This is a genomic window from Rhodococcus sp. WAY2, from assembly GCF_009859915.1.
Taxonomy (GTDB): domain Bacteria; phylum Actinomycetota; class Actinomycetes; order Mycobacteriales; family Mycobacteriaceae; genus Rhodococcus_F; species Rhodococcus_F oxybenzonivorans.
In genome coordinates, this window is the sequence record NZ_CP046575.1 from 78370 (window position 1) to 101752 (window position 23383).

A 23383-nucleotide genomic window follows, 5' to 3' on the forward strand; every position below is an offset into this window, starting at 1 on the left:
TTCCCAGCGGATGCTGGATTCAGCGTGTCCAAGAACCAGGGGCAAGGCCCGAGGTGTCTCGCGGTGCGACCCGTCTCGGCTGGCCCGAACCCGGCGGTCGAGGTTGTGATGCGCACGGGTGACAACGACGCCACCGCGCAACGAATCCCGGGACAGCCAGCCGAGGCGGCCATCGACCAAGCACAGAGCGGCGGATCCTGGTGTGGAGGGGCGCAGCCGACCCCGCCGGGAGGCTGGAATCTGGTCCATGACCGGTTCGACCACGCCCAAGAAGCAACCCGGGAGGCGCTGTGCACGCTGGGGAACGGGTATTGGGCCACCCGCGGCGCGGTACCCGGCAGCACCGCCGACGCAGTCCACTACCCGGGCACATACCTGGCCGGGATCTACAATCGGCTCACCACCGCCCTCGATGGGCACACCGTTGAGACCGAACATTTGGTCAACGCCCCGGACTGGACTTTCCTGACCGTCCGCGTCGGAGACGGTCCGGTTCTGTGTCCGGGATCGCCGGAGATGCTCAGCTACCGCCAAGATCTTGATCTGCGCACCGGTGTGCTGACTCGCACCCACCGGTACCGCGACGCTGTGGGCCGCACGACCCGGGTCACCTCCCGACAGTTCCAGTCTCTGACCGAAACGCATCTGGCCGCACTGGAACTCATCCTCGAAGCCGAAGACTGGTCCGGTGAGATGACCGTCGAGTCCGCCGTGAACGGAGCGGTGGCAAACCGCAACGTGGCAGCGGACCGTGCGCTGGCCCACGAGCATCTGGTCCCGGTCCGCTCCGTGGAACTGGACGGTGAAGCGGTGCTGTACGAGGCGGTGACCAACCAGTCCCGGATCAGCATCGCGACTGCGGCACGGACCCGTGTGGGCGCCGCAGACACGGTCGTCGACCGCCGGCTGATCGCCGAGCAGGCCCGCGCAGGGCACACCATTACGCTCAGCCTCGGGCGCGGCATCCCGGTGACGCTGGAAAAGATTGTCGCCGTGGCGACTTCCCGGGATCGCGCCGCCTCCACGGCCGCCCTGGACGCCGGCAACCGGATCGGCCGGGCACCCGGATTCGGGGAGCTGCTCGGCGCCCAGGAAAACGCCTGGGCCGCACTGTGGGAGCGGTTCGGGATAGACCTCGAGACGGGTGTGCGGCAGTCGCTGGCGCTGAATCTGCACATCTTTCACGTGCTGCAAACCGTCGCGGCAGCTGACACAGACCTCGATGCGGGCCTGCCCGCGCGGGGACTGCACGGTGAGGGCTACCGCGGCCACATCTTCTGGGATGAACTCTTCGTCTATCCCATGTTGACCTTGCGCCGGCCCGAACTGACGCGCTCCTTCCTGCTCTACCGGTACCGGCGCCTGGACGCGGCCCGCGCAGCCGCACGCGACGATGGCCTGAACGGTGCAATGTTTCCCTGGCAGTCCGGCAGCGACGGCCGGGAGGAAACCCCCGCCGAGCTCTTCAACGTCCGCAACGGGGTGTGGATGGCGGATAACTCCCGCAGGCAGCGGCACGTCGGGTTGGCCGTGGCCTACAGCGTGTGGCAGTACTATCAGGCCACGGCCGACACCGGGTTCCTCGCCGAGTACGGGGCCGAAATCCTCGTGGAGGTCGCCCGACTTTTCACCAGCCTGGCCGTTCACAATCCCGCGGATGACCACTTCGACATCAGCGGTGTGATGGGACCGGACGAGTACCACGACGGGTACCCGGACGCACCGGGTCAGGGTCTGCGCAACAACGCCTACACCAACGTGCTGGCCGCCTGGGTGCTCGCCCGGGCCGAGGACGCGGTGGGCCTGCTGGCCTGTCGCGACTGCGATCCGCTCTGGCGCCGGTTGCACCTGAAGCCCGAGGAGCCCGCACACTGGGACCGGATCAGCAGGCGGCTGCGCGTACCCTTCCACGACGGTGTCATCAGCCAGTTCGAGGGCTACGAGGCGCTGGAGGAATTCGACTGGGACACCTACCGGGCGCGCTACGGCAATATCGGCCGGCTGGATCTGATCTTGCAGGCCGAAGGCGACACCACCAACAGGTACCGGCTCTCCAAACAGGCCGATGTCCTGATGCTTTTCTACCTGTTCTCCGCCGAAGAGCTCCGCACCGTGTTCGAACGCCTCGGGTACACGCTGCCGCCGGAACTCATCCCCCACACGGTCCAGTACTATCTCGCGCGCACCAGCCACGGGTCGACCTTGAGCAGACTGACCCACGGCTGGGTCCTGGCCCGGTCCGACCGCACACGGTCGTGGTCGCTGTTCGAGCAGGCGCTGGAGGCGGATCTGGCCGACACCCAGGGCGGGACCACGCGTGAAGGTGTCCACCTCGGGGCCATGGCTGGAACCGCCGATATGGTGATCCGTTGTTACGGCGGGGTGGAAACCCGGCAGGACGTCCTCTGGCTGCATCCGGTCTTGCCCGCCGAACTGACCGAGGCGTCGTTCCGGCTCAGTTATCGGGGACAACCGATCAGCATCGGCCTGACACAGGACCGGGCGCGGGTGCGACTGTATCCCTGCTCGGCCGGACCGGTCCGGCTCTGCGTCGAGGGTATCGAGAAGACGCTGGTCCCCGGCGAGGTCTGGGAAGTGGACCTGCCGTCGGCGGCGGCCGCCCACGCACTGCCCGAACCTGGCGCCGACCCTACCGCTCCGATGTTGCGGGACTAACTGAGCTCACCTATCTATGCTTCGCCGGCTTCGTCCCCCGCCCTGGCCGTCACCACGGTGGGCCGGGAGCGTCGGGATCCTTTGCGGGATGCCCGGTTGTGTCCGGGGTGGACGGATGGATCGGCTCGGCGAGCAGGGTGAGCAGCATATCGATCACCATGGCGGTCATCGAGCCGAGGCCAGTCGGCTCCGGACTCGGCGGGTCCGGTACACCGTCTCGTTCTCGACCTGGATGCGCCGCCTCGGGCCGGGCGGCGAACTGGCGCAGCGGCACGTCGTGGACCGAGGTGACTTCGGCGAGGTTGACCGGTCGGGTGTACTCGGGGTGGGCGGACCAGCCGAGCACGGGGATGACCAGGAACCTGGTCTCGGGCTCGGTGAGTGCGGGCAGCACGCCGAGGATCTGTACGCTGCCCGGGTCCAGCCCGATCTCCTCACCGGCTTCCCGCAAGGCGGTGGCCGCCGGACCGTCATCCTGTGGGTCCCGGACGCCGCCGGGAAACACCAGCCGGCCGGGGTAGTCCCGCAGGTCCGGAGCACGCTCGGTGAGCAGTATCCGCGGGCCGGTAGGTCCATCGGTGAGCAGCACGAGCACCGCAGCGGGCCGGAGCGTGATCGGCTTCGGCGGCGGTGGCTCGTACTGCCGGTAGCGGCGGATTGCTGTCGCAAGCCGGGCGGCCCACTCCGGGAGGGTCTGAGGGGATGACGATGGGTCGCCGGACGGGTGTCTGGGCGAGTCCTGGCTGTCGGCGCTGGTCCAGCCGATCAGTCCGGACCGCACGGTGAGCGTCGCGACACCGGGAGTTGTGTCCGGCGCGGCGACCAGCCGGGTCTGCTGCCCCAGACCGGGGTGGCCGAATAGGGCGCGGGCCGAGCGGTGCGGGGCGGGGTCGCCTCTTCGGGCCCAGTCGGCGGGGTTGTTCGCGAGGGCGATGATGGCCTGTCCCGAGCCGACCAGGTGCGCGACCTGACCGGTGAAGGGCGCCAGGCTCTCGCTCATCGCCGGCACCAGCACCAGGTTGGCTCCGGTCTCGGCGAGGGTGTGCACCGCCTGTGGATTGAGCAGGTCCCGGCAGATTGCGATCACGAGATGCCATCCGTCGGCGGTGACGTACACGCGCAATTCCGGCCAACCCTGCGGCTGAATGTCCTCCAGGATCGGTTGCTCGGCGGGCGAATGTTTGTCGTGTGTCAACGGCTGGTCGTGCCCGCGGACCCAGGCGATGGCGGTATTGCGCCGCCGAGGCGGCGAACCATCGACGTGATGGTAGCTGCCGGCGACCAGGAGCCGGGGGCCGTCCTCGCGGCGGACCCAGTCCTGCAGGTGTCGGGCCAGCGACTCGGTGACGCACAGTTCGGGCAGCACGATGATGGAGGCACCAGCGGCGGCGGCCCGGCCGATGAGCTGATCGAGGTGGCGGCGCTGCCGATCGAGGTCCGTCGGCTGCACCGGGAAGGTCGGCTGCGTCGAGTCGCGGGGCAGAGTGAATTCGGTCAGGGCTCGGTTAGGGTGGCAGGTGGCAACGATCGTGTCGGCGGTGACCAGACCGGGCAGGGCGTCGAAGAGGCTGTAGTCGAACACGATCCGAAACTGTGTCACCCACCCTCCGGCCAGCCGGACCCGGCGAGTCTCATCCAGCCGGTTCGCCAGCCGCCAGGGTGGCGAGGTGGGCTGCATGTCCATCACTGCGCGGATGTCGGGGCCGCCCAGAGGAACTGGATCACCCACCCCGGGCTGGTAGGGGCTGCGTCTGCGGAACGAGTCGGTGAAGAACTGCCCGTAGTGGTCGTCGAGGAACTGCGCGAGCGCGTGAGCGATCACTACCGGCGCCGTCCCGTCGACTGGACGCAGCACTTCGGCCAGGGCTTGGCGAACCGGCGCGTCCAGGGTCGCCGCAGCCGGGTGGGACCCGACCACCGTGTGGAACGGAGCGAGCACGTTTGCGACCGTTGCCCGGATGCCCGGATCGGCGGCCTGTTCCCACAGCACGCGATGCTCATCACGGCACAGGTGCAGCAGGTGGGTCAACGTCACCAGCGGATCGGGCTCATGTTGGACCGCCGCACGTAGGGCAGTCAGCCGCTCGGCCGGAGAGTACAGCTGAGCCACGCACGGCGCGCACGGCTCATCACCTGGGCCGAATCCGTTTCCGGTCTCCGCCGGTGTGGATCCGGCCGTGCTGGAATGATCGCTGCGCGTCATGCCGAAACATCCCACCCACGTATCGCGCACCCCGAACACCGGGCCGTTGTGTCAGCCGGCCCGGCAGTGCCGCTCGAGAGCCGCGGCGGCCGAGCGGCCAACGCGCGCGGAATGGTCACCGGCGCCATAAGCGGACTGAGGGGTGTCGTCGACGTGTGGTCCATCATCACCTTCCTGATCGGGGGTAGCCGAGGCCCGTCCAGCCCCACAGGAAACATCCGCCGCGACCACGGATCACGACGAAGTCGCGGGCGTCAGTTCGAAGGGGCCGATATTCATAGTGCGCCGGGCCACCGGGATGTGCGCCGTGATCCGCAGGACTCAAACTGGACCATCCGATGCTCGTCAACGCAGATCCCAGCCGGTGTCGTCATGGCCCGCCGTACCAGAACATCACCACGGTCTTCTCCTCCACCGACCCGACGGGTGAGCGAACCACAGTCCCGCGCAGGGGTGCAGCCGAACCGCGCGGGCAGCGAACCGCACGATCTGGATTTCGTCGGTTTGGTGTTCGCGCTCTCCCCTGTTTCGCGTGGAGCAATCCGTCGCTGCTTCCGAGGAACTGGATCTTTCAGGGAATTGTCAGCGGTATCACCAGCGTGACACGACATCGTCGTGCTGACCGTGCTGTTCGCCTGCATCGCCACGGGTCTTGATGCACCGTAGGCGCCCGCGCCGAGGCTGGACCACACCGAGAGGTTAGGGTGTGGCCTCGTGCTCGAATTCCCGTGCGCCGTGGATGGAGCCGCAGTTCTCGTGGTGGGCGCTGCAACGCCGGGTCGAGCTGACGATGGAGATCATCGTCGCGATCCTCGCCGTGTGACCCTGATCGGCACGTCGTGGTGGCGGCGAACGGGCAAAGCGATATCGACGCCGCTCATGGGGATGGCGCCGACGGTAACGGTAACGTCACTCAGAACCGAGGAAAGGCGCAGCGCGTGAGCAGCAACGACATATTTCAGGTCGTGGTGGGCGTGGACGGGTCGGCCCAGTCGTTGACGGCCCTCGAGTGGGCGGTGACCGAAGCCCGTCTGCGCCGCGGGCAGGTACGGGTGGTGACCGGGTGGCAGTATCCGACCGCGGCGACCGGCATGGACGGACTGATCTGGGAGCACCAATCATTCGAGCGCGTCGCACACCAGACCCAGAGCGAAGCATTGAAAGGTGTTCCCACCGAGGGCGTCCACATCAGCGGAGAGGTCCTCCAGGGGCCTCCCGCCTCCGTTCTGCTAGAAGCCGCCCAGGATGCGGACCTGCTTGTCGTCGGCTCCCGCGGCCGGGGAGGGTTCACCGGACTGCTTCTCGGGTCGGTCTCCACCCAGCTCGTCCACCACGCCACCTGCCCGGTACTGATCGTCCGACCAGGACAGGAAACGCCTGCAGCCGAGTAGAAGTCCACCCCCGGCGCCCACCACGGAGGCCAAGAGGTTCCCGGGGCCCGAACAGCGGCTCGATGTGTGCCGGCGCGGGTCCGCGCCGACCACGCTGATCCGCACCCGCAGGCTGCCAGATAGCCCGTCCCCGGGCGTGGTGATTACCTGCGAGTGCGCGTGCGCAGAATCGTCGTCACCTGATCGGCCAGACCGTTCGGCTCCCTCTCGTCCAGTACGGGATCGATGTGTTTCCGTCACCGTCGATCCCTCCCGTCATCTCTCACTGCTCGGCGGGTGAGACCACTTCGAGGTCCACCGGGGCCCATTGCCAGCGGGTGATCTCGGGCATGTCCTCCCCGTGGGTGCGGATGTACTGGCGATGTTCGATCAGCTTGTTCTTCAGGTGCTCACGCGGGTGCGCCGAGATGCGGTGGAGACGGGGGACGCGGTCGATGACGTCCATCGCCAGATCGAAGCGGTCGATCTGGTTGAGCACGCACATGTCGAACGGTGTCGTCGTGGTCCCCTCCTCCTTGTAGCCGCGCACATGGAAGTTGTGATGGTTGGTGCGGCGGTAGGTCAGTCGGTGGATCAACCACGGATACCCGTGGTAGGCGAAGATTACCGGCCTGTCCACGGTGAACAGCGCGTCGAAGTCCGCGTCCGTCAGCCCGTGCGGGTGCTCCCGATGGTCCTGCAGCCGCATCAGATCGACCACATTGACCACCCGGATCCTCAGGTCGGGGAACCACTCCAGCAGGATCTGGACGGCGGCGAGCGTCTCCATCGTGGGCACGTCCCCGGCGCACCCGAGCACCACATCCGGTTCCACACCGCTGTCGGTGCTGGCCCAGTCCCAGATCCCGATTCCTTTGGTGCAGTGGGTAATCGCCGCGGCCATGTCGAGGTACTGCAGCTGCGGCTGTTTCCCGGCGACGATGACGTTGACGTATTGCCTGCTGCGCAGGCAGTGGTCGGCCACCGACAGCAGTGTGTTGGCGTCCGGCGGGAGATATACCCTGATCACGTCGGCTTTCTTGTTCACCACGTGATCGATGAATCCGGGATCCTGGTGTGAGAACCCGTTGTGGTCCTGGCGCCACACGTGCGAAGTGAGCAGGTAGTTCAGCGAGGGGATGGGCCGGCGCCAAACGATGCCGTTGGTGGTGCGCAGCCACTTGGTGTGCTGGTTGAACATCGAGTCGACGATGTGGATGAACGCCTCGTAGCAGGAGAACACGCCATGCCTGCCGGTGAGTAGATACCCTTCGAGCCATCCCTGGCAGGTGTGCTCGGACAGGATCTCCATCACACGTCCGTCGGGGGCGAGGTGATCGTCATCGGGTTGGGTGCGTGCGTTCCAGGTGCGGTCGGTGACCTCGAGCACGGCACCGAGCCGATTCGAATTGGTCTCGTCCGGTGCGAACATCCGGAAGGTGGACATGTTCTCGCGCATCACATCCCGCAGGAAGGTGCCCAGTATCCGGGTGGACTCGACGTTGCCGGTGCCCGGCGCTTCGACCGGCACCGCGTAGTTCCGGAAGTCGGGCATCGCGAGGTCGCGGATCAGTGGCCCGCCGTTGGCATGCGGGTTGGCGCTCATGCGTCGAGTGCCGAGCGGGTGCAGGTCCCGGATGTGGGCTGCGGGGGCGCCGGAGGTGTCGAACAGTTCCTCGGGCCGGTAGCTGCGTAGCCACTGCTCGAGGATCTTGCGGTGGCCGTCGTCGCCGCGGGCGTTGGTGAACGGGACCTGGTGTGCGCGCCAGGAGCCCTCGACCTCGAGTCCGTCGACTTCCTTCGGGCCGGTCCAGCCCTTGGGGGAGCGGAGCACGATCATTGGCCAGCGGGGGCGTTCGGTGTGGCCGTCGCGTCGGGCGCGCCGCTGGATCTCGGCGATCTGGTCGAGGCTGCGGTCCAGCGCCGCGGCGAATGCCTGGTGCATGTACTCGGGTTCGGTGCCTTCCACGAGGATCGGTGTGTGACCAAATCCGCGGAGCAGTTGGTCGAGTTCTTCGCGGTCGATCCGGTCGAGCACGGTGGGATTGGCGATCTTGTACCCGTTCAGATGCAGGATCGGCAGTACCGCGCCGTCGCGTCGCGGATCGACGAACTTGGTGGAATGCCAGCTGGCGGCGAGCGGACCGGTCTCCGCCTCGCCGTCCCCGACCACCGCGGCCACGATCAGATCCGGATTGTCGAACGCCGCCCCGTAGGCGTGGGACAAGGAATATCCGAGCTCGCCGCCCTCATGAATCGATCCCGGCGTCTCCGGTGCGACGTGGCTGGGAATGCCGCCGGGGAAGGAGAACTGGGTGAACAGCCTTTTCATCCCGTCCTCGTCCTGCGTGATGTCGGGGTAGATCTCGCTGTAGGTGCCCTCGAGCCACGCGGCGGCCACCGGTCCCGGGCCGCCATGACCCGGTCCCATCACGTACATCATGTTCAGATCGCGGGCGGTTATCGCCCGGTTGAGGTGGGCGTAGATGAAGTTCAGTCCCGGCGTGGTGCCCCAGTGGCCGAGTAGTCGCGGCTTGACGTGTTCAGGAAGGAGCGGTTCGTGGAGAAGGGGATTGCCCATCAGGTAGATCTGACCCACCGACAGGTAGTTCGCCGCCCGCCACCACCCGTCGAGGTCGGCCAGTTCCTGATCGGACAATGAGCCTGTCGGCGCTGCTGATTCGGGTATGGCGTTCATGGCGCTCCTCGTCGTCGACGAATAATTCGTTCGAGCGGTCACCGCTCACCGCGGACCTGTCGGTGTGGGCTCGGGCGCCGGCCGGGGCGCGGCCGGGTGGGGTTCCGGCGGGGCGGGCAGCTTGAGTCGTTTGAGCATCAGGGCGTTGACCGCGACGATGAGGCTCGAGCCGGACATCGACAGGGCGGCGATCTCCGGGCGCAGCACCAGCCCTAGTGAGGGTTCGAAGACGCCGGCGGCGATCGGTAGGGCGAGGACGTTGTAGCCGACGGCCCATCCGAGGTTCTGCCGCATCTTGCGCAGCGTTCCTCGCCCGATCCGCAGGGCGATGGGAACGTCGAGCGGGTCCGAGCGCATCAGCACCAGGTCGGCGGTTTCGATCGCGACGTCGGTGCCGGCGCCGATGGCGATGCCCAGGTCGGCTTGGGCCAGGGCGGGGGCGTCGTTGACGCCGTCACCGACCATGGCGACCTTCTTGCCGGCACGCTGCAGTTCGGCGATCTTGGCGGCCTTGTCGCCGGGCAGCACCTCGGCGATGACGGTGTCGATGCCCAGCTGCCCCGCGATGCGCGCGGCGGTGGCCTCGTTGTCGCCGCTGAGCATGACCACCTCGACGCCCAGCTCGTGGAGGGCGGACACCGCGTCGGCGGAGGTTTCCCGGGCGGCATCGGCCAGCGCGATCACCCCGACCCCGCGGCCGTCGACGGCCACCAGCACCGCGGTACGCCCGGTCGAGGCCAGCGAGTCTCGCCGGTCCATCAGGACACCGAAATCGACGTCCTCGGCGACCATGAGCTTGCGGTTGCCGACCGCGACCCGGCGGCCCTGCACCTCGGCGGTGGCACCCTGCCCGGGCACGCTCGAGAACTCGGCCAGCGGCAGTTGCGGGATCGCGCGTTCGGCGGTGTAGCGGACGATCGCGCCGGCCAGCGGGTGCTCGGATTCGCGTTCGACCGCGGCGACGAGGGCGAGGAGCTCGTCCTCGCCGATACCGTCGGCGACCACGTCGGTGACCTCCGGCTCGCCCTTGGTCAGGGTGCCGGTCTTGTCCATCACCACGGTGTCGATGCGCGCCGAGGTTTCCAGTGCGGTGGCGTTCTTGAACAGCACCCCCCGCTGGGCACCGAGGCCGGTGCCGACCATGATCGCTGTCGGGGTGGCCAGGCCCAGCGCGTCGGGACAGGTGATGACCACGACGGTGATCGCGAACAGCAGTGCCATCTGCACGCTCTCACCCGCCAGGAGCCACACCAAGAACGTGCCGGTGCCGCCGATCAGGGCGACCAGGACCAGCCAGAACGCGGCCCGGTCGGCGAGTCTCTGCCCGGGCGCCTTGGAGTTCTGGGCCTCCTGGACCAGGGCGACGATCTGGGCGAGAACGGTGTCGGAGCCGACCTTGGTAGCGCGGGCCCGCAGGGTGCCGGTGGTGTTGATCGAGGCGCCGATCACCTGCGATCCGGGTGTCTTGGTCACCGGCAGACTCTCGCCGGTGACCATGGACTCGTCGACCTCCGAGCTTCCCTCCTCGACCGTGCCGTCGACCGGGATCTTCGCGCCCGGGCGGATGAGCAGCAGATCCCCGGCCATGACCTCGGCGGTGGGGATCTCGACCGGTTCCCCGTCGCGCAGCACCAGCGCCATCGGCGGGGCCAGTTCGAGCAGGGTGCGGATCGCGTCGTTCGCGCCGCCGCGGGCGCGCATCTCGAACCAGTGCCCGAGCAGCACGAACGCGGTCAGCACCGTGGCGGCCTCGTAGAACACCTCACCGCCGCCGGTGAAGGTGATGGCGGCGCTGTAGAGCCATCCCGTTCCGACGGCCACCGCGACCAGGACCATCATGTCCAGCGTCCGCGCTCTCAATGCCCGGTAGGCGCCGTCGAAGAAGATCCAGGCCGAGTAGAAGATCACCGGGATCGACAGGATGAAGGAGAAGACGTCGTCGCGCAGACCGAACGGTGCGGCCACCGTGAATCCGAGGACGTCGCGGCCGATCGGGGACCACAGCAAGATCGGGATCGACAGCACCGCGGCAACCAGGAAGCGGTTGCGCATGTCCCGGACCATGTCGTCCATCGACATCCCGGCATGACCGCCGCCGTGGCCCATCATCTCTTGCGGCGAGCGCCCCGCGTGAGCTTCGTGCCCTGCAGGCATGTCGTGTGCGGCGGCCGGCTCAGTGGGTGCCGCAGCTTCCGGGGCGGGGTGGGGGTGTGCGGCCTCAGCAGCTGGGCTCGCCGGTTCGGACATCGGGTTGCAGACGTGGTCGGGCACCGAACGCCCGGCGCAGTGATAGCCGCAGTCGCGCACCCACTTCGACAGTTCGACCACCGACGTCTGCGCCGGGTCGTAGGTGACGGTGGCGGTCTGGTTGACGGCGTTCGCCTCGACGGAGGTGACTCCCGGGCGACGGCGCAGGGTGGCCTCGACGGATGCCGTCGAGCTCGCCCAGTGCAGTCCAACCACTTCGAGCACGGTGGTTCGGTTCATTCGCTGTGGCACCTTTCATTGTCGCGGCACCGAGCCGTCATCGCCCCGCTCGAGCAGCACTGACTTCAGCTGGTCATGGAGTTGATCACCGACCCACTGGGTTGATTGAGGGCGGGGCGTCAATGACGGTGTCCTCCGCCCATCGGAAACATCATCACCGCCATCATTCCCAGGCACGCCAACGCAAACACAATGCCGCCGATTCCCACCGTTCCGGTGGCGATCAGGGCGACGGCGACGACCACCATCGGGATGCAGCAAGCGATCATCATCCAGCGGTGACGACTGTGACCACCTGCACCGTGACGCTCGGCATACTCGTCATGGCCGCTGTTGTCGCCGATATAGGGCTCACGCCGATCATCATCGGTCATGACGTTCCGACCTTCAACGATGCCGGGACATGGCCCAGCTTCTGGTACAGCGGGCAATGGCCGGTCGCCCCGGTCACCACCAGATCCAGTCCGGCCAGGATCAACAGCACCGCCAATGCCATGACCACGGCCGTTGCCCCGCCCGCGATCAGGAAAACCCCGCCGACCACGCCGACCCCGCCGACGAGGATCCGGGCGATCCGCTCGGCCGGGGTGACGTTGACACTCCATCTCTGTGTCATCACTGCTCCTCGATGTCTGATCAAACGTTTGCTGAAGCTCGGGATACGCCTGCCAGTCACTGTTCGATCAAGTCCGAGCCTGCCCCCACCCGGCATGGCTTGGCTGGTTGTTTGGTGAAGATTCGATAAAGAAGTCACGCGCAGAGACTCGAGCCGAGGCCGCTGTCGACATGGATCGACCTCAGGTTTCTCATCGATGCGACAGAACGTCCATGTACCTATACGCCCTAGGGGTATATACTAGATCACACGGGACGCGCATCGAAGCGTTCGAGAAGGGTGAAGATCGATGACTACCACATACACGGTCCAGGGGATGACCTGCGGACACTGCGTGTCGACGGTGAAGGCTGCAGTGGGTTCCGTTCCCGGCGTGATCGGGGTGGGCGTGGACCTGCAGGCGGGCACCGTGACCGCTGTCGGCACGCCGACCCCGTCCGTTGTCGCGGAGGCTATCTCGGCAGCGGGGTACGAAGTCGTCTCGACGGAACGCAAGGTGGCCGCAGGTCGCGCCCTGCCGATGGCGGGCAATGCCGGTGGCTGCTGCTGCGGCTGACGCACGACGGCGGATGGAAGAAACCGCCCGCCGGTACTCCACTCAACCGCCGTGGTGTTCACCGTACTCGGTCAAAGGGGGCGTCCGAGTGGGCGCCGGGATTGTCGGGGGCGGTGTCACCGGTGATCGCAGGGCCGATCACGAACGCGGACAACGAGAACATCATAGGGGTAGCGGCATTCGAATTGGGAAGGGATTGGCATGACGACCCGGATCACGGAGTCCAGTGATCGACAGCACGATCTCGAGTTGTCGATCGGGGGAATGACGTGCGCGTCGCGTGCGGCGCGGATCGAGAAGAAGCTCAACCGGATGGACGGGGTGACCGCCACCGTCAATTACGCGACTGAGAAGGCCAAGGTCACCTTCGCCGACCGGGTGGCCCCCGAAGATCTTGTGGCGACGGTCGAGGCGACCGGATACACCGCTACCCTTCCCGTTTCCCCCGCGGACGCCGCCGGGGCGAAGACGGCCGCCCCCACGGAACCGGACGAGGCCGCCGAGTGGCGGCAGCGGCTGATCGTCTCGACGGTGCTGACCGTGCCGGTCGTGCTGTTGTCGATGATCCCGGCGCTCCAATTCGACAACTGGCAGTGGCTGACCTTGACCCTCGCCTCCCCCGTGGTGGTGTGGGGCGCGCTGCCGTTCCACCGCGCCGCCTGGGCGAACCTGCGGCACGGGGCCGCCACGATGGACACCCTCATCTCCGTCGGCGTCACCGCCGCCTACCTGTGGTCGCTGTGGGCGCTGTTCTTGACCCACGCCGGCATGACCGGCATGCGGATGAACTTCGACCTGCTCACCACCGGCAGCACCGAACCGCACATCTACCTCGAGGTCGCCTCCGCGGTGACCACCTTCATCCTCGCCGGGCGATACTTCGAGGCCCGCGCGAAGCGGCAGTCCGGGGCGGCGCTGCGCGCCCTGCTCGACATGGGCGCCAAGGACGTCGCCGTACTCCGCGGGGGATCCGAGATCCGCATCCCGATCGGCCACCTCGCCGTCGACGATATGTTCGTCGTCCGGCCCGGGGAGAAGATCGCCACCGACGGGATCGTCACCGCCGGCACCTCCGCGGTCGACGCATCCATGCTCACCGGCGAACCGGTCCCCGTCGAGGTCGGACCCGGCGACAGCGTCGTCGGCGCCACCGTCAACGCCGGCGGCCGAATTATCGTGCGCGCCAACCGGATCGGCCACCGACACCCAACTCGCGCAGATGGCGCGGCTGGTCACCGAGGCACAGAACGGCAAGGCGCAGGTGCAACGCCTCGCCGACCGCGCTCCTCGTCGGCACCGGCCGCGGCGCCCAACTCGGAATCCTGATCAAGGGTCCGCAGATCCTCGAATCCACTCGGCGCATCGACACGATCGTCCTGGACAAGACCGGCACCATCACCACCGGCCGGATGGCCGTCGCCTCGGTGCACGCCGTCGACGGCACCACCGACGCCGAGGTCCTGCGGCTCGCGGGCGCTCTCGAGCACGCCTCCGAACACCCCATCGCCCAGGCGGTCGCCGCGCATGCCGCGCAGGTGGGGGCGTTGCTGGCGGTCGAGGGCTTCGAAAACCACGGCGGCCGTGGGGTATCCGGTGTCGTCGAGGGTCACGCCATGCTCGCCGGCCGGAACACCTGGCTGCGCGATGAGTGGGCACTGACTGCCCCCGACGCGCTGCAGGTCGTCGTCGACGACGCCGAAACCCAGGGACGCACCCCGGTGTGGATTGCATGGGACGGGGCGCTCCGCGCGGTGATCGTCATCTCCGACACCGTCAAGGACACCTCCGCCGCGGCGATCGGTGAACGACGCGAGCTCGGCCTCTCACCCGTGCTGCTCACCGGGGCCAACCACCGCGCCGCACAGAGCGTCGCCAACCAGGTCGGGATCGACGAGGTGATCGCCGAGGTGTTGCCCTCCGACAAGGTCGACGTGATCAAGAACCTGCAGGACCAGGGTCGGGTGGTGGCGATGGTCGGCGACGGTGTCAACGACGCGGCCGCGCTCGCCCAGGCCGACCTGGGTCTGGCCATGGGCACCGGCACCGACGTCGCGATCGAGGCCTCGGACCTGACGCTGGTGCGCGGTGACCTGCGGGCCGCCCCGGACGCGATCCGTCTGGCGCGGGCCACCCTGCGCACGATCAAGGGCGATCTGTTCTGGGCGTTCGCCTACAACGTGGCGGCCCTGCCGCTGGCGGCGCTGGGCCTGCTCAACCCCGCTGATCGCCGGCGCCGCAATGGCCTTCAGCTCGGTGTTCGTGGTGAGCAACAGCCTGCGACTGCGCCGGTTCACCCCCACCCGGTAACGACAGATCTGCCGATCGCCGGACGAGAACTGCGTGTGCGATCGTCGCCGGATCACATACCCAGGTGGCCACGCATGGGGGTGGCGGGGGTGCGGTGGAACAACCACCCGGCCAGGGCGGTGAGCGCGAGCAGCCACGCCAGCGCCGCCAGCAACGGCCCGATCTCGTCGAACCGTGCGGTCAGCCCGCCGTCGACCAACACCCGCATCGCCCCGTATCCCGGGAGGCCGCGTGCCCAGGTCGCAGGTTCTGGCCGCAGCATCGGACTCTGGCCGATCCCGATGTCGAGGAACGGCACCAGAAATGCGATGAATACCCCACCCACGCGCCCGAAGATCGGCCCCAGGCAGAACCCGAGCAGCCCGTAGGTCGCGGCCATGAGCAGGTTCCCGCCTCCGTAGACCCCCCACTGCCGTGCATCGAACACCGTGGCGGTCACCATCAACGACGAGAGGGTCACCAGGGCTGCGGCGCAGCCGATCATCGTCAACCGCACCGCCAGCAGCCGGGGGAAGGGAAAGCCTGCCAGGGTCACTCGCTGATCGCCCGCCCGGGCATCGAGCCCGATGAACAGCCCGGCCAACGCCGCCAGCGAGGAAACCGCGATCGGGGTCATCGTCCCGGCATGCACATCCGGCAACCAGAACACCTCCATCACCGTCCGACCGCCCTCGACCAGGGAGAACACACCGGACTCCTGCACGGTCATCGCCTTGGCCAGCACGATGAACACGATCGGCACGACCACCAGCAGCACCCACAGCACCGGGTTGCGGCGGTAGTCCCGTAGTCCCATCCGCAGTCCGGCCGAAATCTGACCCCACCCGGATCCAGCTGTGAGGCGCCGCCGCGACCGCAAGGACACACCGACGGTGGCGGTGATGACGGCGGTGCTGACGATCAGCGCCGCGAACATCCACACCAGTGCCCAGCCGAGGTCCCCTATCCGGCCGCCGTGCCGCGACGGTATGTCCACCATCCACAATGTCACGAAATGCGTTGGGAACCAACGGGTTTCGATGCGATCGGGGATCCGACGGCGGGTCCGAAGAACACGTCCAGAATCCAGATGAACAAGATGAGGACGGTGCCGTTGACCGGGTTGCGCACCAGCGCCCCCACCAGTGCGCCGATCGCCAGATAGATCACCGCGAACATCAGCGTGCCGGCGATCGCCCGGCCGACGTCGCCGATGCCGGTGCGCGCGGCCAAGGCGAGCAGCGCCGCCGCCGCGACCAACGCTCCCAGCACCAGGCCGGTCCCGAGCCGGGCTGCGACCAACCGTATCGGCGCAAGGCCCGCCGCGACCAGCCGCCGATCGGCCGCACGGGCGGCGCTGATCTGGAAGAACATGGCGATACCGGCGAGGAATCCCGCCGCCCAGCCGGCGGTCGCGGTTTCCACCGCGGGCCCGCCCGCGCCGCCGAGCAGTTTCGCGGCATCGGCTATCGACCCGGCCGCAACAATCACGAAGACCATCGGGACCAGTACCAGCACCACCATGTTGACCGGGTTGCGGGCGTAGTCGACCAGGAATCGGTGGATGAGTAGCGCGACCTCGGCCGGCGCCCCCGGCAGGTCATTATCGCTTCTCATCTCGCCGCTGCCATCCCGTTGCGCAGGTCGACGATGCGGTCGAATCGGTGCTCGTCGGTGACGAAGTGGCTGATGATCAGCACCGAGCGGCCAGTTTCCCGGCGCTCCGCCACCAGTTCCCAGAACCTCAGGTAGGTGTCCCAGTCGAATCCGGAATAGGGCTCGTCGAGCAGCAGTACCTCCGGGTCGGCGAGCATCGCCAACCCGAGGTTGAGTTTCGCGAGGGTACCGCCGGACAGCCGGTCGGCGCGGGTGTCCGCGTAGCGCTCGAAGCCGAGCGCCGCATACAGTCCCCGGCGGGACCGTCGCTCCTCGTTCGGGGTCATCCGGTAGGCGCAACCGAACAGCTCGAAGTGTTCGTCGCAGGTCAACCTCTCGTAGACCACCGGCTGCTGCGGGCAGTATCCCAGCCGCCCCGACCGGGTCACGGTGCCGGCGTCCGGCCGGTACTCGCCGACGAGGATCTTCATCAACGTCGACTTCCCCGACCCGTTCTCCCCGGTCAGCCCGACCACCTCGCCCGGCTGCAGCACGAGATCCACGCCCCGCAGTACCGGGGAATCGCGGCGGGCCGGCCACCATCCCTGCCGGAAGCTCTTCTCGATTCCTTCAGCGGTCAGCACCGCGTTCACCGGCGCCGACTCCGCGGACCCCGAACTGTTCATCTCGCTGTTCATCTCGCTCCTCGGAACACTTGCGGTGGTCATCTAGACGTCAGCGCCACTGCATCAGGCGTGTGCGCGCCACCGGCGGCCGGCACCAGAAAGCGGCGGTGGGGGTTTCGAATCAGACGCCGTGAGTCGAGGTCGATGTGCCCCCCCTTTCCCACCGCACGACACCAACCCGAACGAGTGCCGCCTGATCGGTGCACTCTCCTCAGGTTGTGACCCGCCGATTCCTCAACTCAATACCGTGCCAGCGCCGGGCGCACTCGACTGGTCCTCTTCTTCAACGAATCTTCATAAAATTCTTCAACGAATCTTCATAAAACCCTCACCGATTTGCGGGGGTTCGCCGCCGACACTCGGCAACGAACCGACGCATAAACGGGTCAGGCCCGCGGAAGGGCTGCGGCCGACGCTGACTGCGCAAGACCGTTCGAGTGCACGTCCCCGCGCGCAGGCATCGAGGGTGTCGACCAGGGACCGAGTTGTGCAGGAAAGGAACGCAATGAGCCTGGGTAGACGTCTCGCGCTGATCTTCAAGGCGAAGGCCAGTAAGGCTCTCGACCGTGCCGAGGATCCGCGGGAAACGCTGGATTATTCGTATCAGAAGCAACTCGAGATGCTGCAGCAGGTGCGCCGTGGGCTGGCGGATGTGGCGACCAGCCGCAAACGCCTGGACCTGCAGGCCCAGCAGTTGCAGGCCCGGGTCGGCACCTTGGCGCAGCAGGCGACGGCAGCGGTCGCCGCGGGCCGCGACGATCTGGCCCGGGAGGCTCTGACCCGCCGGTCCGCGGCGCAGCAGCAACTGGCCGAGCTCGCCCCGCAGCAGGCGGCGCTGCAGGCCGAACAGGACAAACTCACCGCGGCCTCACAGCGTCTGCAGGCGAAGGTGGAAGCGTTCCGCATCCGCAAGGAGACGATCAAGGCCAGTTACACCGCGGCCGAAGCCGAAACGAAGATCGGGGAGGCGGTCTCGGGGATCAGCGAAGAGATGAGCGACGTCGGACTGGCCATGCAACGCGCGGAGGACAAGACCGCCGAGCTGCAGGCCCGCGCCGGCGCCATCGACGAACTCCTCGCCTCCGGGGCACTCGAAGACGCCACCGGCCCGGCCAAGGATGACATCGCGGCCGAACTGGAGAAGATGACCTCTCAGTCCGACGTCGAAGAGGAACTGGCCCACCTCAAAAGAGCACTGCCCCCCGCCGCGCGCACCGCGCTGCCGGGCAGTGGCGCGGATACCTCGTCGCCGACACCCCCCGGCGCCGGCCCCGGAACACCGAAGGAGGACCGGTCGTGATCGTGCGCATCCTGGGCGAGGGCCAGCTCGACATCGCCGACGACCACCTCGACGAACTGAACGAGCTGGACGCCGGCCTGGCCGAAGCGGTAACCGCAGGCGACGAACAACGATTCCAGCACGCCCTGGACACCCTGCTGGACCGGGTGAGAGCCGTCGGCACCCCCGCCGCCGACGACTCACTGTCCGTCTCCGACGCCATCCTCCCCGCCCAGGAAAGCAGCCTGGCGGAGGTACGCGCCCTGCTCGGCGAGGAAGGTCTGATTCCCGGGTGACACCATGAAGAGCCGCTTCAGGCCCGATCGCGGGCTGACCCGCCGCATGCTCTGGACGACATTCCTGCTGGGTTTGATCTATGTCGTATTCACCGCCGTGCTCATCGCGCTGCTGCGGAGCGCGTTCCTGGCCGTCCTGATCGCCGGTGGACTGTTGTTCGCGCAGTACTGGTTCTCCGACCGCATCGCGCTCTACGCCATGCACGGCAAGATCGTGACCCCCGATCAGGCGCCCGAACTCCATGGGGTCATCGACCGGTTGTGCTCGCTGGCGGACATGCCCAAACCGGCGGTGGCGATCGCCGAGGTCGATGTGCCCAACGCCTTCGCGACAGGGCGCAGCCCCACCCGGGCGGTGGTCTGCGTGACCACAGGCATCCTGCGTCGCCTCGACACCGAGGAACTCGAAGGGGTACTCGCACACGAACTCTCCCACGTCGCCCACCGTGACGTGGCGGTGATGACCATCGCCTCCTTCCTCGGTGTGATGGCCGGGCTGATCACCCGGTTCACCCTGTACGCCGGCTTCTTCGGCGGCTTCGGTGGCGGCCGCGGACGCAACGACGGGCAAGGAGACACCACCCTCGTCCTGATGGGTGTCGTCCTGGTCTCCGCGGTCGTCTACGCCGTCTCGTTCCTGCTCACCCGGGCACTGTCCCGATATCGGGAACTGTCGGCGGACCGATCCGGCGCGCTGCTCACCGGCCAGCCGTCGGCGTTGGCATCGGCCCTGACCAAGGTCAGCGGCGAGATGGCCCGTATCCCCACCCGGGACCTGCGCCAGGCCGAGGCGTTCAACGCCTTCTTCTTCGCCCCCGCCCTCGCCGAGGGGTTCAGCCTCTCCTCGCTCTTCGCCACCCACCCGCCGCTCGATCGCCGGCTCGCCCAACTCGGCGACATCGCCCGCCAACTCGGACAGGAGTACTAGACCCCATGGGCTTCCTCAATGCGCTCCTCGGCCGCTCCACACCGGTGCCGCCCAATCTGGACCAACTCTTCGCACTACCCGCCGCCACGGTCACCCTGCAGGTCAGTACCCGGTTCCACCCCACCGGCACCGGCGCGGTCTGCTTCAAAGCCGCCGAAGGCGGCGGCTTCGCCCAACTGCGGGAGGAGGTCGACGGACTACTCGCCCTCGACGGAGGCAAATACAGCGAGCAGACCGACACCTATGGATTCTCCTGGATCATCCGCCGCACCGACCCCGACGACCTCGAAGGCCTGGTGACCGATCTGCACACCGTCAACAGCACACTCGTCGACGCCGGATTCGGGTCGGCACTGCTGTGTACCGTCATCGCGTTCACCGACGGCACCCGCCCGCTCGGGCTCGTCTACCTCTACAAGCGGGGCAGCTGGTACCCCTTCGCCCCCGCCGGGACCGATCGGCGCGACAACAGCCTCGAGCTACAGATCACCTCGGCCATCGAGAACGATCTGCGGGTGGAGAAGGATCTCACTCGCTGGTTCCCGCTCTACAACGCGCCCGGACTCTGACCCGGCACAAACCATGGAGCACACGGCCTCGATCCTCCGCGGTCCGCGCCTATCCCACCGAGTGTCGCCGGGGCATACAACGCTTCCATCCAAGTAAATGAGGAGAAGTCATCGTGATGTATTGGTACGGCAGTGATCCCGGCGGCTGGGGCTATGCGCTGATGATCATCGGAATGGTGCTGTTCTGGGGGCTACTGATCACCGGCGTCGTGATGCTGGCCCGATATGTCGGGCGCGAGGCATCGTCGCCCACCCACCTGCCGGTGCTCCACACAGCGGAGCAGGTGCTCGCCGAACGATTCGCCCGCGGTGAACTCGACGAGACCGAGTACCGCAGCCGATTGGCGACGCTGCGCGGACAGGCACCGCAATGACCGAAGCCACGTCTAGCGGTGCTGTTTGGGCTCTCAAGAGCTCTTTGACGAGTCCGAGCCGGTGCTCACTCTGCCACCCAGGGTCACCGTTCCCGCTCACACCGAGGTGTCGGCGCCGACCAAGCGCCGGGCCGAACGGTGCGACCAGAACCCAATCCATGGCATTCGACGGAGATCGTTACACCGACCAGCCAGATACAGGACTCGTTCTATGCACCGACGGTGATGCACGTTCGTGAACGTCTCGAATCAGGCAAGACGGTGAGGAGGCAGGCGGTGAAGGCACAGGCTTGCATTTCAGGTCTCCCTCAGCAGTTCCAAGGTTCGGTGCTGGTTCGTCATGATCGGCCCGATTTCCACGTGCAGTGGCCACGATGACCGCCGGCACCGGTTCGGCGGGCGTCGCGGAGCTTCGGCGTGCGCCGAAGCCGTGGCGACTGTTGTGGATCACCGCCGCGTGGGGAGCCTGTTTCGTGGCTATTCGCTGGGGGCTTCGGGACTCGCCGCTGTTGTGGTTCGCCGCCCTGCGCGCCTTGGTGGCAGGGGTGTGTCTGGTTCTGGTCGCCGAAGTTCAGAGTCGGCCCAGGCCGCGTGGATTCCACGCCTGGTTACTGATCACGGTGTTGGGCCTGGTCAACGTGACGGTCGCGTTCGCCGCAATGTTCGCCGGAGTCTCAGGACTGGCGACCGGCACCGCAGCGGTGCTCGCCAACGCCCAACCATTGCTGATCTTGTTGCCGGCGTGGTGGTTGTACGGCGAAGCAGTGACCGTCCGGACCGCAGCGGCGTTAGCGGTCGGGTTCTCCGGCCTGTTGGTGGTGGCGGTGCCAGGGGGCGGTGGCAGCGGAGCGCTGTTGTCACTGCTGGCCGCGGCCGCGATCACGGGCGGCACGCTGCTGTCGCGGCGTCTTGCGGGTTTGGACGTGCTCTCGGCCAGCGGCTGGCATTTCGTGATCGGCGGAGTTGTGTTGGCGGTATGGGCGGCAATGGTCGAGGGCCCCCCGGTAATCGACTGGACCCCCCGATTCGTTGCGGTATTGGCGTTTCTGTCATTGGTGGGGACGGCCGCCGCGTTCGTGGGCTGGTTCACCGAGACCAGGCACTGCCGGCTGGACGCGCTGAGCGCGTGGACATTCCTGGCGCCGGTTGTCGGAATTACATTGGGCTCCTTACTCTTTGGTGAATGGCCTACGGGATGGTCCGCGGCGGGTTTGCTCGCCGTACTGGCGTCGATGTGGATCGTTTTACGGCCACGCCCGGAGCGTTCGGGAACGTGACACTGTTCGTCTTGAGTCAGTTCAGCGCATCGCCGGTACGCGCATGTGCCTTGGCGTAGGCCGACCTCAGTCTGGCGATGGGCACCGGCACCGACGTCGCGATCGAGGCCAGTCGGTGTCGACCAGAGCATTCGCGGTCTCAACCCAAGTCCGCACGCGACGCGGCCCTGATCCTGCTAGGCACGGCCATCCCAGTGGGTTGGTCGACCGGTAGACCTGGCCGCTCACGCCGTGGCAACGGGGGCGAGCGCGCCGACCCGGGCGTCGATCGCCGCGTGAAAGTGCGGACAGGACGCGATGTCGTCGTGATCGCAGTCGAGCGCACAATCGATCAGGGCGAGCGAGGCCTGCGCCTGCGCGATCCGCACCGCCAGGGCATCGCGGTGTCGCCCGAGAATGGCTCTGCGCCGGACCGGGTCGTCGGTGTCGAACATCTCCCGGATGTCGTCGAGACCGAAACCGGCCTCCTTCGCGCGCAAGATCATCGCCACCGCGTACACATCCGACTTCTCGTATCGGCGGCGCGAGCCGCCTTCTCTCGCCGGGTGCAGCAACCCCACCGATTCCCAATGGCGCAGTACGTGCGTGGCGAGCCCGAACCGCTCGGCGACCTCACCGATGCTCCACTGGCCGACGTCCTCGCTTGACTTCATGTCAACATGAAGTCGCACGCTGGCTGTCATGTCAACCACCAACACTTCCACCGACACCGACACCGACACCGAGGCGCTCGTCGCGCTCCTCGACATCATCGACAACTACCCCGGTGCCGCGGCGCTGCGGGCACGATCGATCGAACTTTTGGCCGCGCCGCGGGGGGCTACGGTCCTCGACGTGGGCTGCGGCGCCGGCCGCGCCGTCGCCGAGATGACCGAGCAGGAATGGGATGCGCACGGGATCGACCTGGACGAGCACATGCTGGCCATCGCCCGCAGGCGGTGGCCGCACTGCCGATTCGAGAAAGCGGATGCAGCCTCGCTTCCGCTCGCCGACCACTCGGTGCGGGGCTACCGGGCGGAGAAGGTCTTTCACGACATCGCCGATCCCAGCTCGGCGCTCACCGAGGCGCACCGGGTGCTGGCCCCGGGCGGGCGCATTGTCCTGATCGGGCAGGACTGGGACGGATTCTTCATCGACTCCGACCATCCCGAGCTCACGCGCACCATCGTCCACGCCCGCGCCGACACCGTCGCCGCGCCGCGGGCGGCCCGCCGCTACCGCAACCTCCTCCTCGACACCGGCTTCACCGACGCCCAGATCGAAGTGCACACCGGGGTGTTCACCGACCACACGCTGCTGCCGATGCTCACCGGCATCGCCCACGCCGCCGCCGCGGCCGGCGCGATCACATCCGAGCAAGCCGAGGACTGGATCGGTGACCAGACCCGCCGCGGGCAGGCGGACCGGGGTTTCGTGGCGATTCCGCTGTTTCTCGCGCACGCCGACCGGCCCTGAGACCCGCGCGCCCCACCGGCGGTGGGGGTGC

Annotated in this window: 17 protein-coding genes and 2 pseudogenes; 11 read left to right on the top strand and 8 right to left on the bottom strand. The window is 67.5% G+C overall.

Annotated elements, in window-relative coordinates:
- Positions 1-108 precede the first annotated feature (108 nt).
- Positions 109-2676, top strand: coding sequence for a glycoside hydrolase family 65 protein (locus tag GFS60_RS37120; RefSeq protein ID WP_236603747.1), 2568 nt, complete (start codon positions 109-111; stop codon positions 2674-2676).
- Between the two features lie 49 nt (positions 2677-2725).
- Here the strand turns inward: GFS60_RS37120 and GFS60_RS37125 are convergent, their stop codons facing one another.
- Entirely contained in the window at positions 2726-4879 is a 2154-nt protein-coding gene (locus GFS60_RS37125; RefSeq protein WP_159929604.1) for an NUDIX domain-containing protein, read from the bottom strand.
- 938 nt (positions 4880-5817) lie between these two features.
- On the opposite strand from GFS60_RS37125, the gene GFS60_RS37130 reads away from it, so the two are divergent.
- The gene (locus GFS60_RS37130) at positions 5818-6270 is read left to right on the top strand and encodes a universal stress protein (RefSeq protein ID WP_159929606.1); all 453 of its coding nucleotides are present in this window, start codon (positions 5818-5820) and stop codon (positions 6268-6270) included.
- 262 nt (positions 6271-6532) lie between these two features.
- On the opposite strand, the gene GFS60_RS37135 is transcribed toward GFS60_RS37130, so the two are convergent.
- The 4 genes from GFS60_RS37135 to GFS60_RS37150 form a co-directional block, all read right to left on the bottom strand.
- Complete coding sequence (locus tag GFS60_RS37135; RefSeq protein WP_159929608.1) at positions 6533-8947, bottom strand: phosphoketolase family protein; 2415 nt, start codon at positions 8945-8947, stop codon at positions 6533-6535.
- Between the two features lie 45 nt (positions 8948-8992).
- Positions 8993-11434, bottom strand: coding sequence for a heavy metal translocating P-type ATPase (locus GFS60_RS37140; protein ID WP_159929610.1), 2442 nt, complete (start codon positions 11432-11434; stop codon positions 8993-8995).
- A 119-nt stretch (positions 11435-11553) separates the two neighbouring features.
- Positions 11554-11808 (bottom strand): hypothetical protein, encoded by a 255-nt coding sequence (locus tag GFS60_RS37145; RefSeq protein WP_159929612.1) that lies wholly within the window; start codon positions 11806-11808, stop codon positions 11554-11556.
- Positions 11805-12050 (bottom strand): YgaP family membrane protein, encoded by a 246-nt coding sequence (locus GFS60_RS37150; RefSeq protein WP_159929614.1) that lies wholly within the window; start codon positions 12048-12050, stop codon positions 11805-11807. Before GFS60_RS37150 ends, GFS60_RS37145 begins: the two co-directional genes overlap by 4 nt.
- A gap of 289 nt (positions 12051-12339) precedes the next feature.
- Between GFS60_RS37150 and GFS60_RS37155 the strand changes: the two genes are divergently transcribed.
- Positions 12340-12606: a heavy-metal-associated domain-containing protein gene (locus tag GFS60_RS37155; RefSeq protein ID WP_159929616.1), complete on the top strand. Its 267-nt coding sequence runs from the start codon at positions 12340-12342 to the stop codon at positions 12604-12606.
- Positions 12607-12807: 201 nt separating this feature from the next.
- Positions 12808-14913: pseudogene (locus GFS60_RS37160) on the top strand (heavy metal translocating P-type ATPase).
- Positions 14914-14965: 52 nt separating this feature from the next.
- Here the strand turns inward: GFS60_RS37160 and GFS60_RS37165 are convergent.
- A pseudogene (locus tag GFS60_RS37165) lies at positions 14966-16509 on the bottom strand (ABC transporter permease).
- Positions 16506-17186, bottom strand: coding sequence for an ATP-binding cassette domain-containing protein (locus GFS60_RS37170; protein WP_236603748.1), 681 nt, complete (start codon positions 17184-17186; stop codon positions 16506-16508). The pseudogene GFS60_RS37165 and the gene GFS60_RS37170 overlap by 4 nt, the downstream one beginning before the upstream one ends.
- Before the next feature lie 493 nt (positions 17187-17679).
- Here GFS60_RS37170 and GFS60_RS37175 point away from each other — a divergent pair, with 493 nt between their 5' ends.
- From GFS60_RS37175 to GFS60_RS37200, 6 genes are all read left to right on the top strand, one after another.
- Positions 17680-18474, top strand: a complete 795-nt coding sequence (locus tag GFS60_RS37175) for a PspA/IM30 family protein (protein ID WP_159929618.1) — start codon at positions 17680-17682, stop codon at positions 18472-18474.
- A complete protein-coding gene (gene pspAA, locus GFS60_RS37180) occupies positions 18471-18749 on the top strand; it encodes a PspA-associated protein PspAA (RefSeq protein ID WP_159929620.1) in 279 nt (92 codons plus the stop codon). Before GFS60_RS37175 ends, pspAA begins: the two co-directional genes overlap by 4 nt.
- 4 nt (positions 18750-18753) lie before the next feature.
- Complete coding sequence (gene htpX / locus GFS60_RS37185) at positions 18754-19677, top strand: zinc metalloprotease HtpX (RefSeq protein WP_128644061.1); 924 nt, start codon at positions 18754-18756, stop codon at positions 19675-19677.
- Between the two features lie 5 nt (positions 19678-19682).
- Positions 19683-20246, top strand: coding sequence for a PspA-associated protein PspAB (gene pspAB, locus GFS60_RS37190; protein ID WP_159929622.1), 564 nt, complete (start codon positions 19683-19685; stop codon positions 20244-20246).
- Between the two features lie 116 nt (positions 20247-20362).
- Positions 20363-20620: an SHOCT domain-containing protein gene (locus GFS60_RS37195; protein WP_159929954.1), complete on the top strand. Its 258-nt coding sequence runs from the start codon at positions 20363-20365 to the stop codon at positions 20618-20620.
- A gap of 374 nt (positions 20621-20994) precedes the next feature.
- Positions 20995-21897, top strand: coding sequence for a DMT family transporter (locus tag GFS60_RS37200; protein WP_159929624.1), 903 nt, complete (start codon positions 20995-20997; stop codon positions 21895-21897).
- 224 nt (positions 21898-22121) lie between these two features.
- On the opposite strand, the gene GFS60_RS37205 is transcribed toward GFS60_RS37200, so the two are convergent.
- A complete protein-coding gene (locus tag GFS60_RS37205) occupies positions 22122-22550 on the bottom strand; it encodes a helix-turn-helix domain-containing protein (RefSeq protein ID WP_159929626.1) in 429 nt (142 codons plus the stop codon).
- Positions 22551-22578: 28 nt separating this feature from the next.
- On the opposite strand from GFS60_RS37205, the gene GFS60_RS37210 reads away from it, so the two are divergent.
- Positions 22579-23352: a methyltransferase domain-containing protein gene (locus GFS60_RS37210; RefSeq protein ID WP_159929628.1), complete on the top strand. Its 774-nt coding sequence runs from the start codon at positions 22579-22581 to the stop codon at positions 23350-23352.
- Positions 23353-23383: the final 31 nt, after the last annotated feature.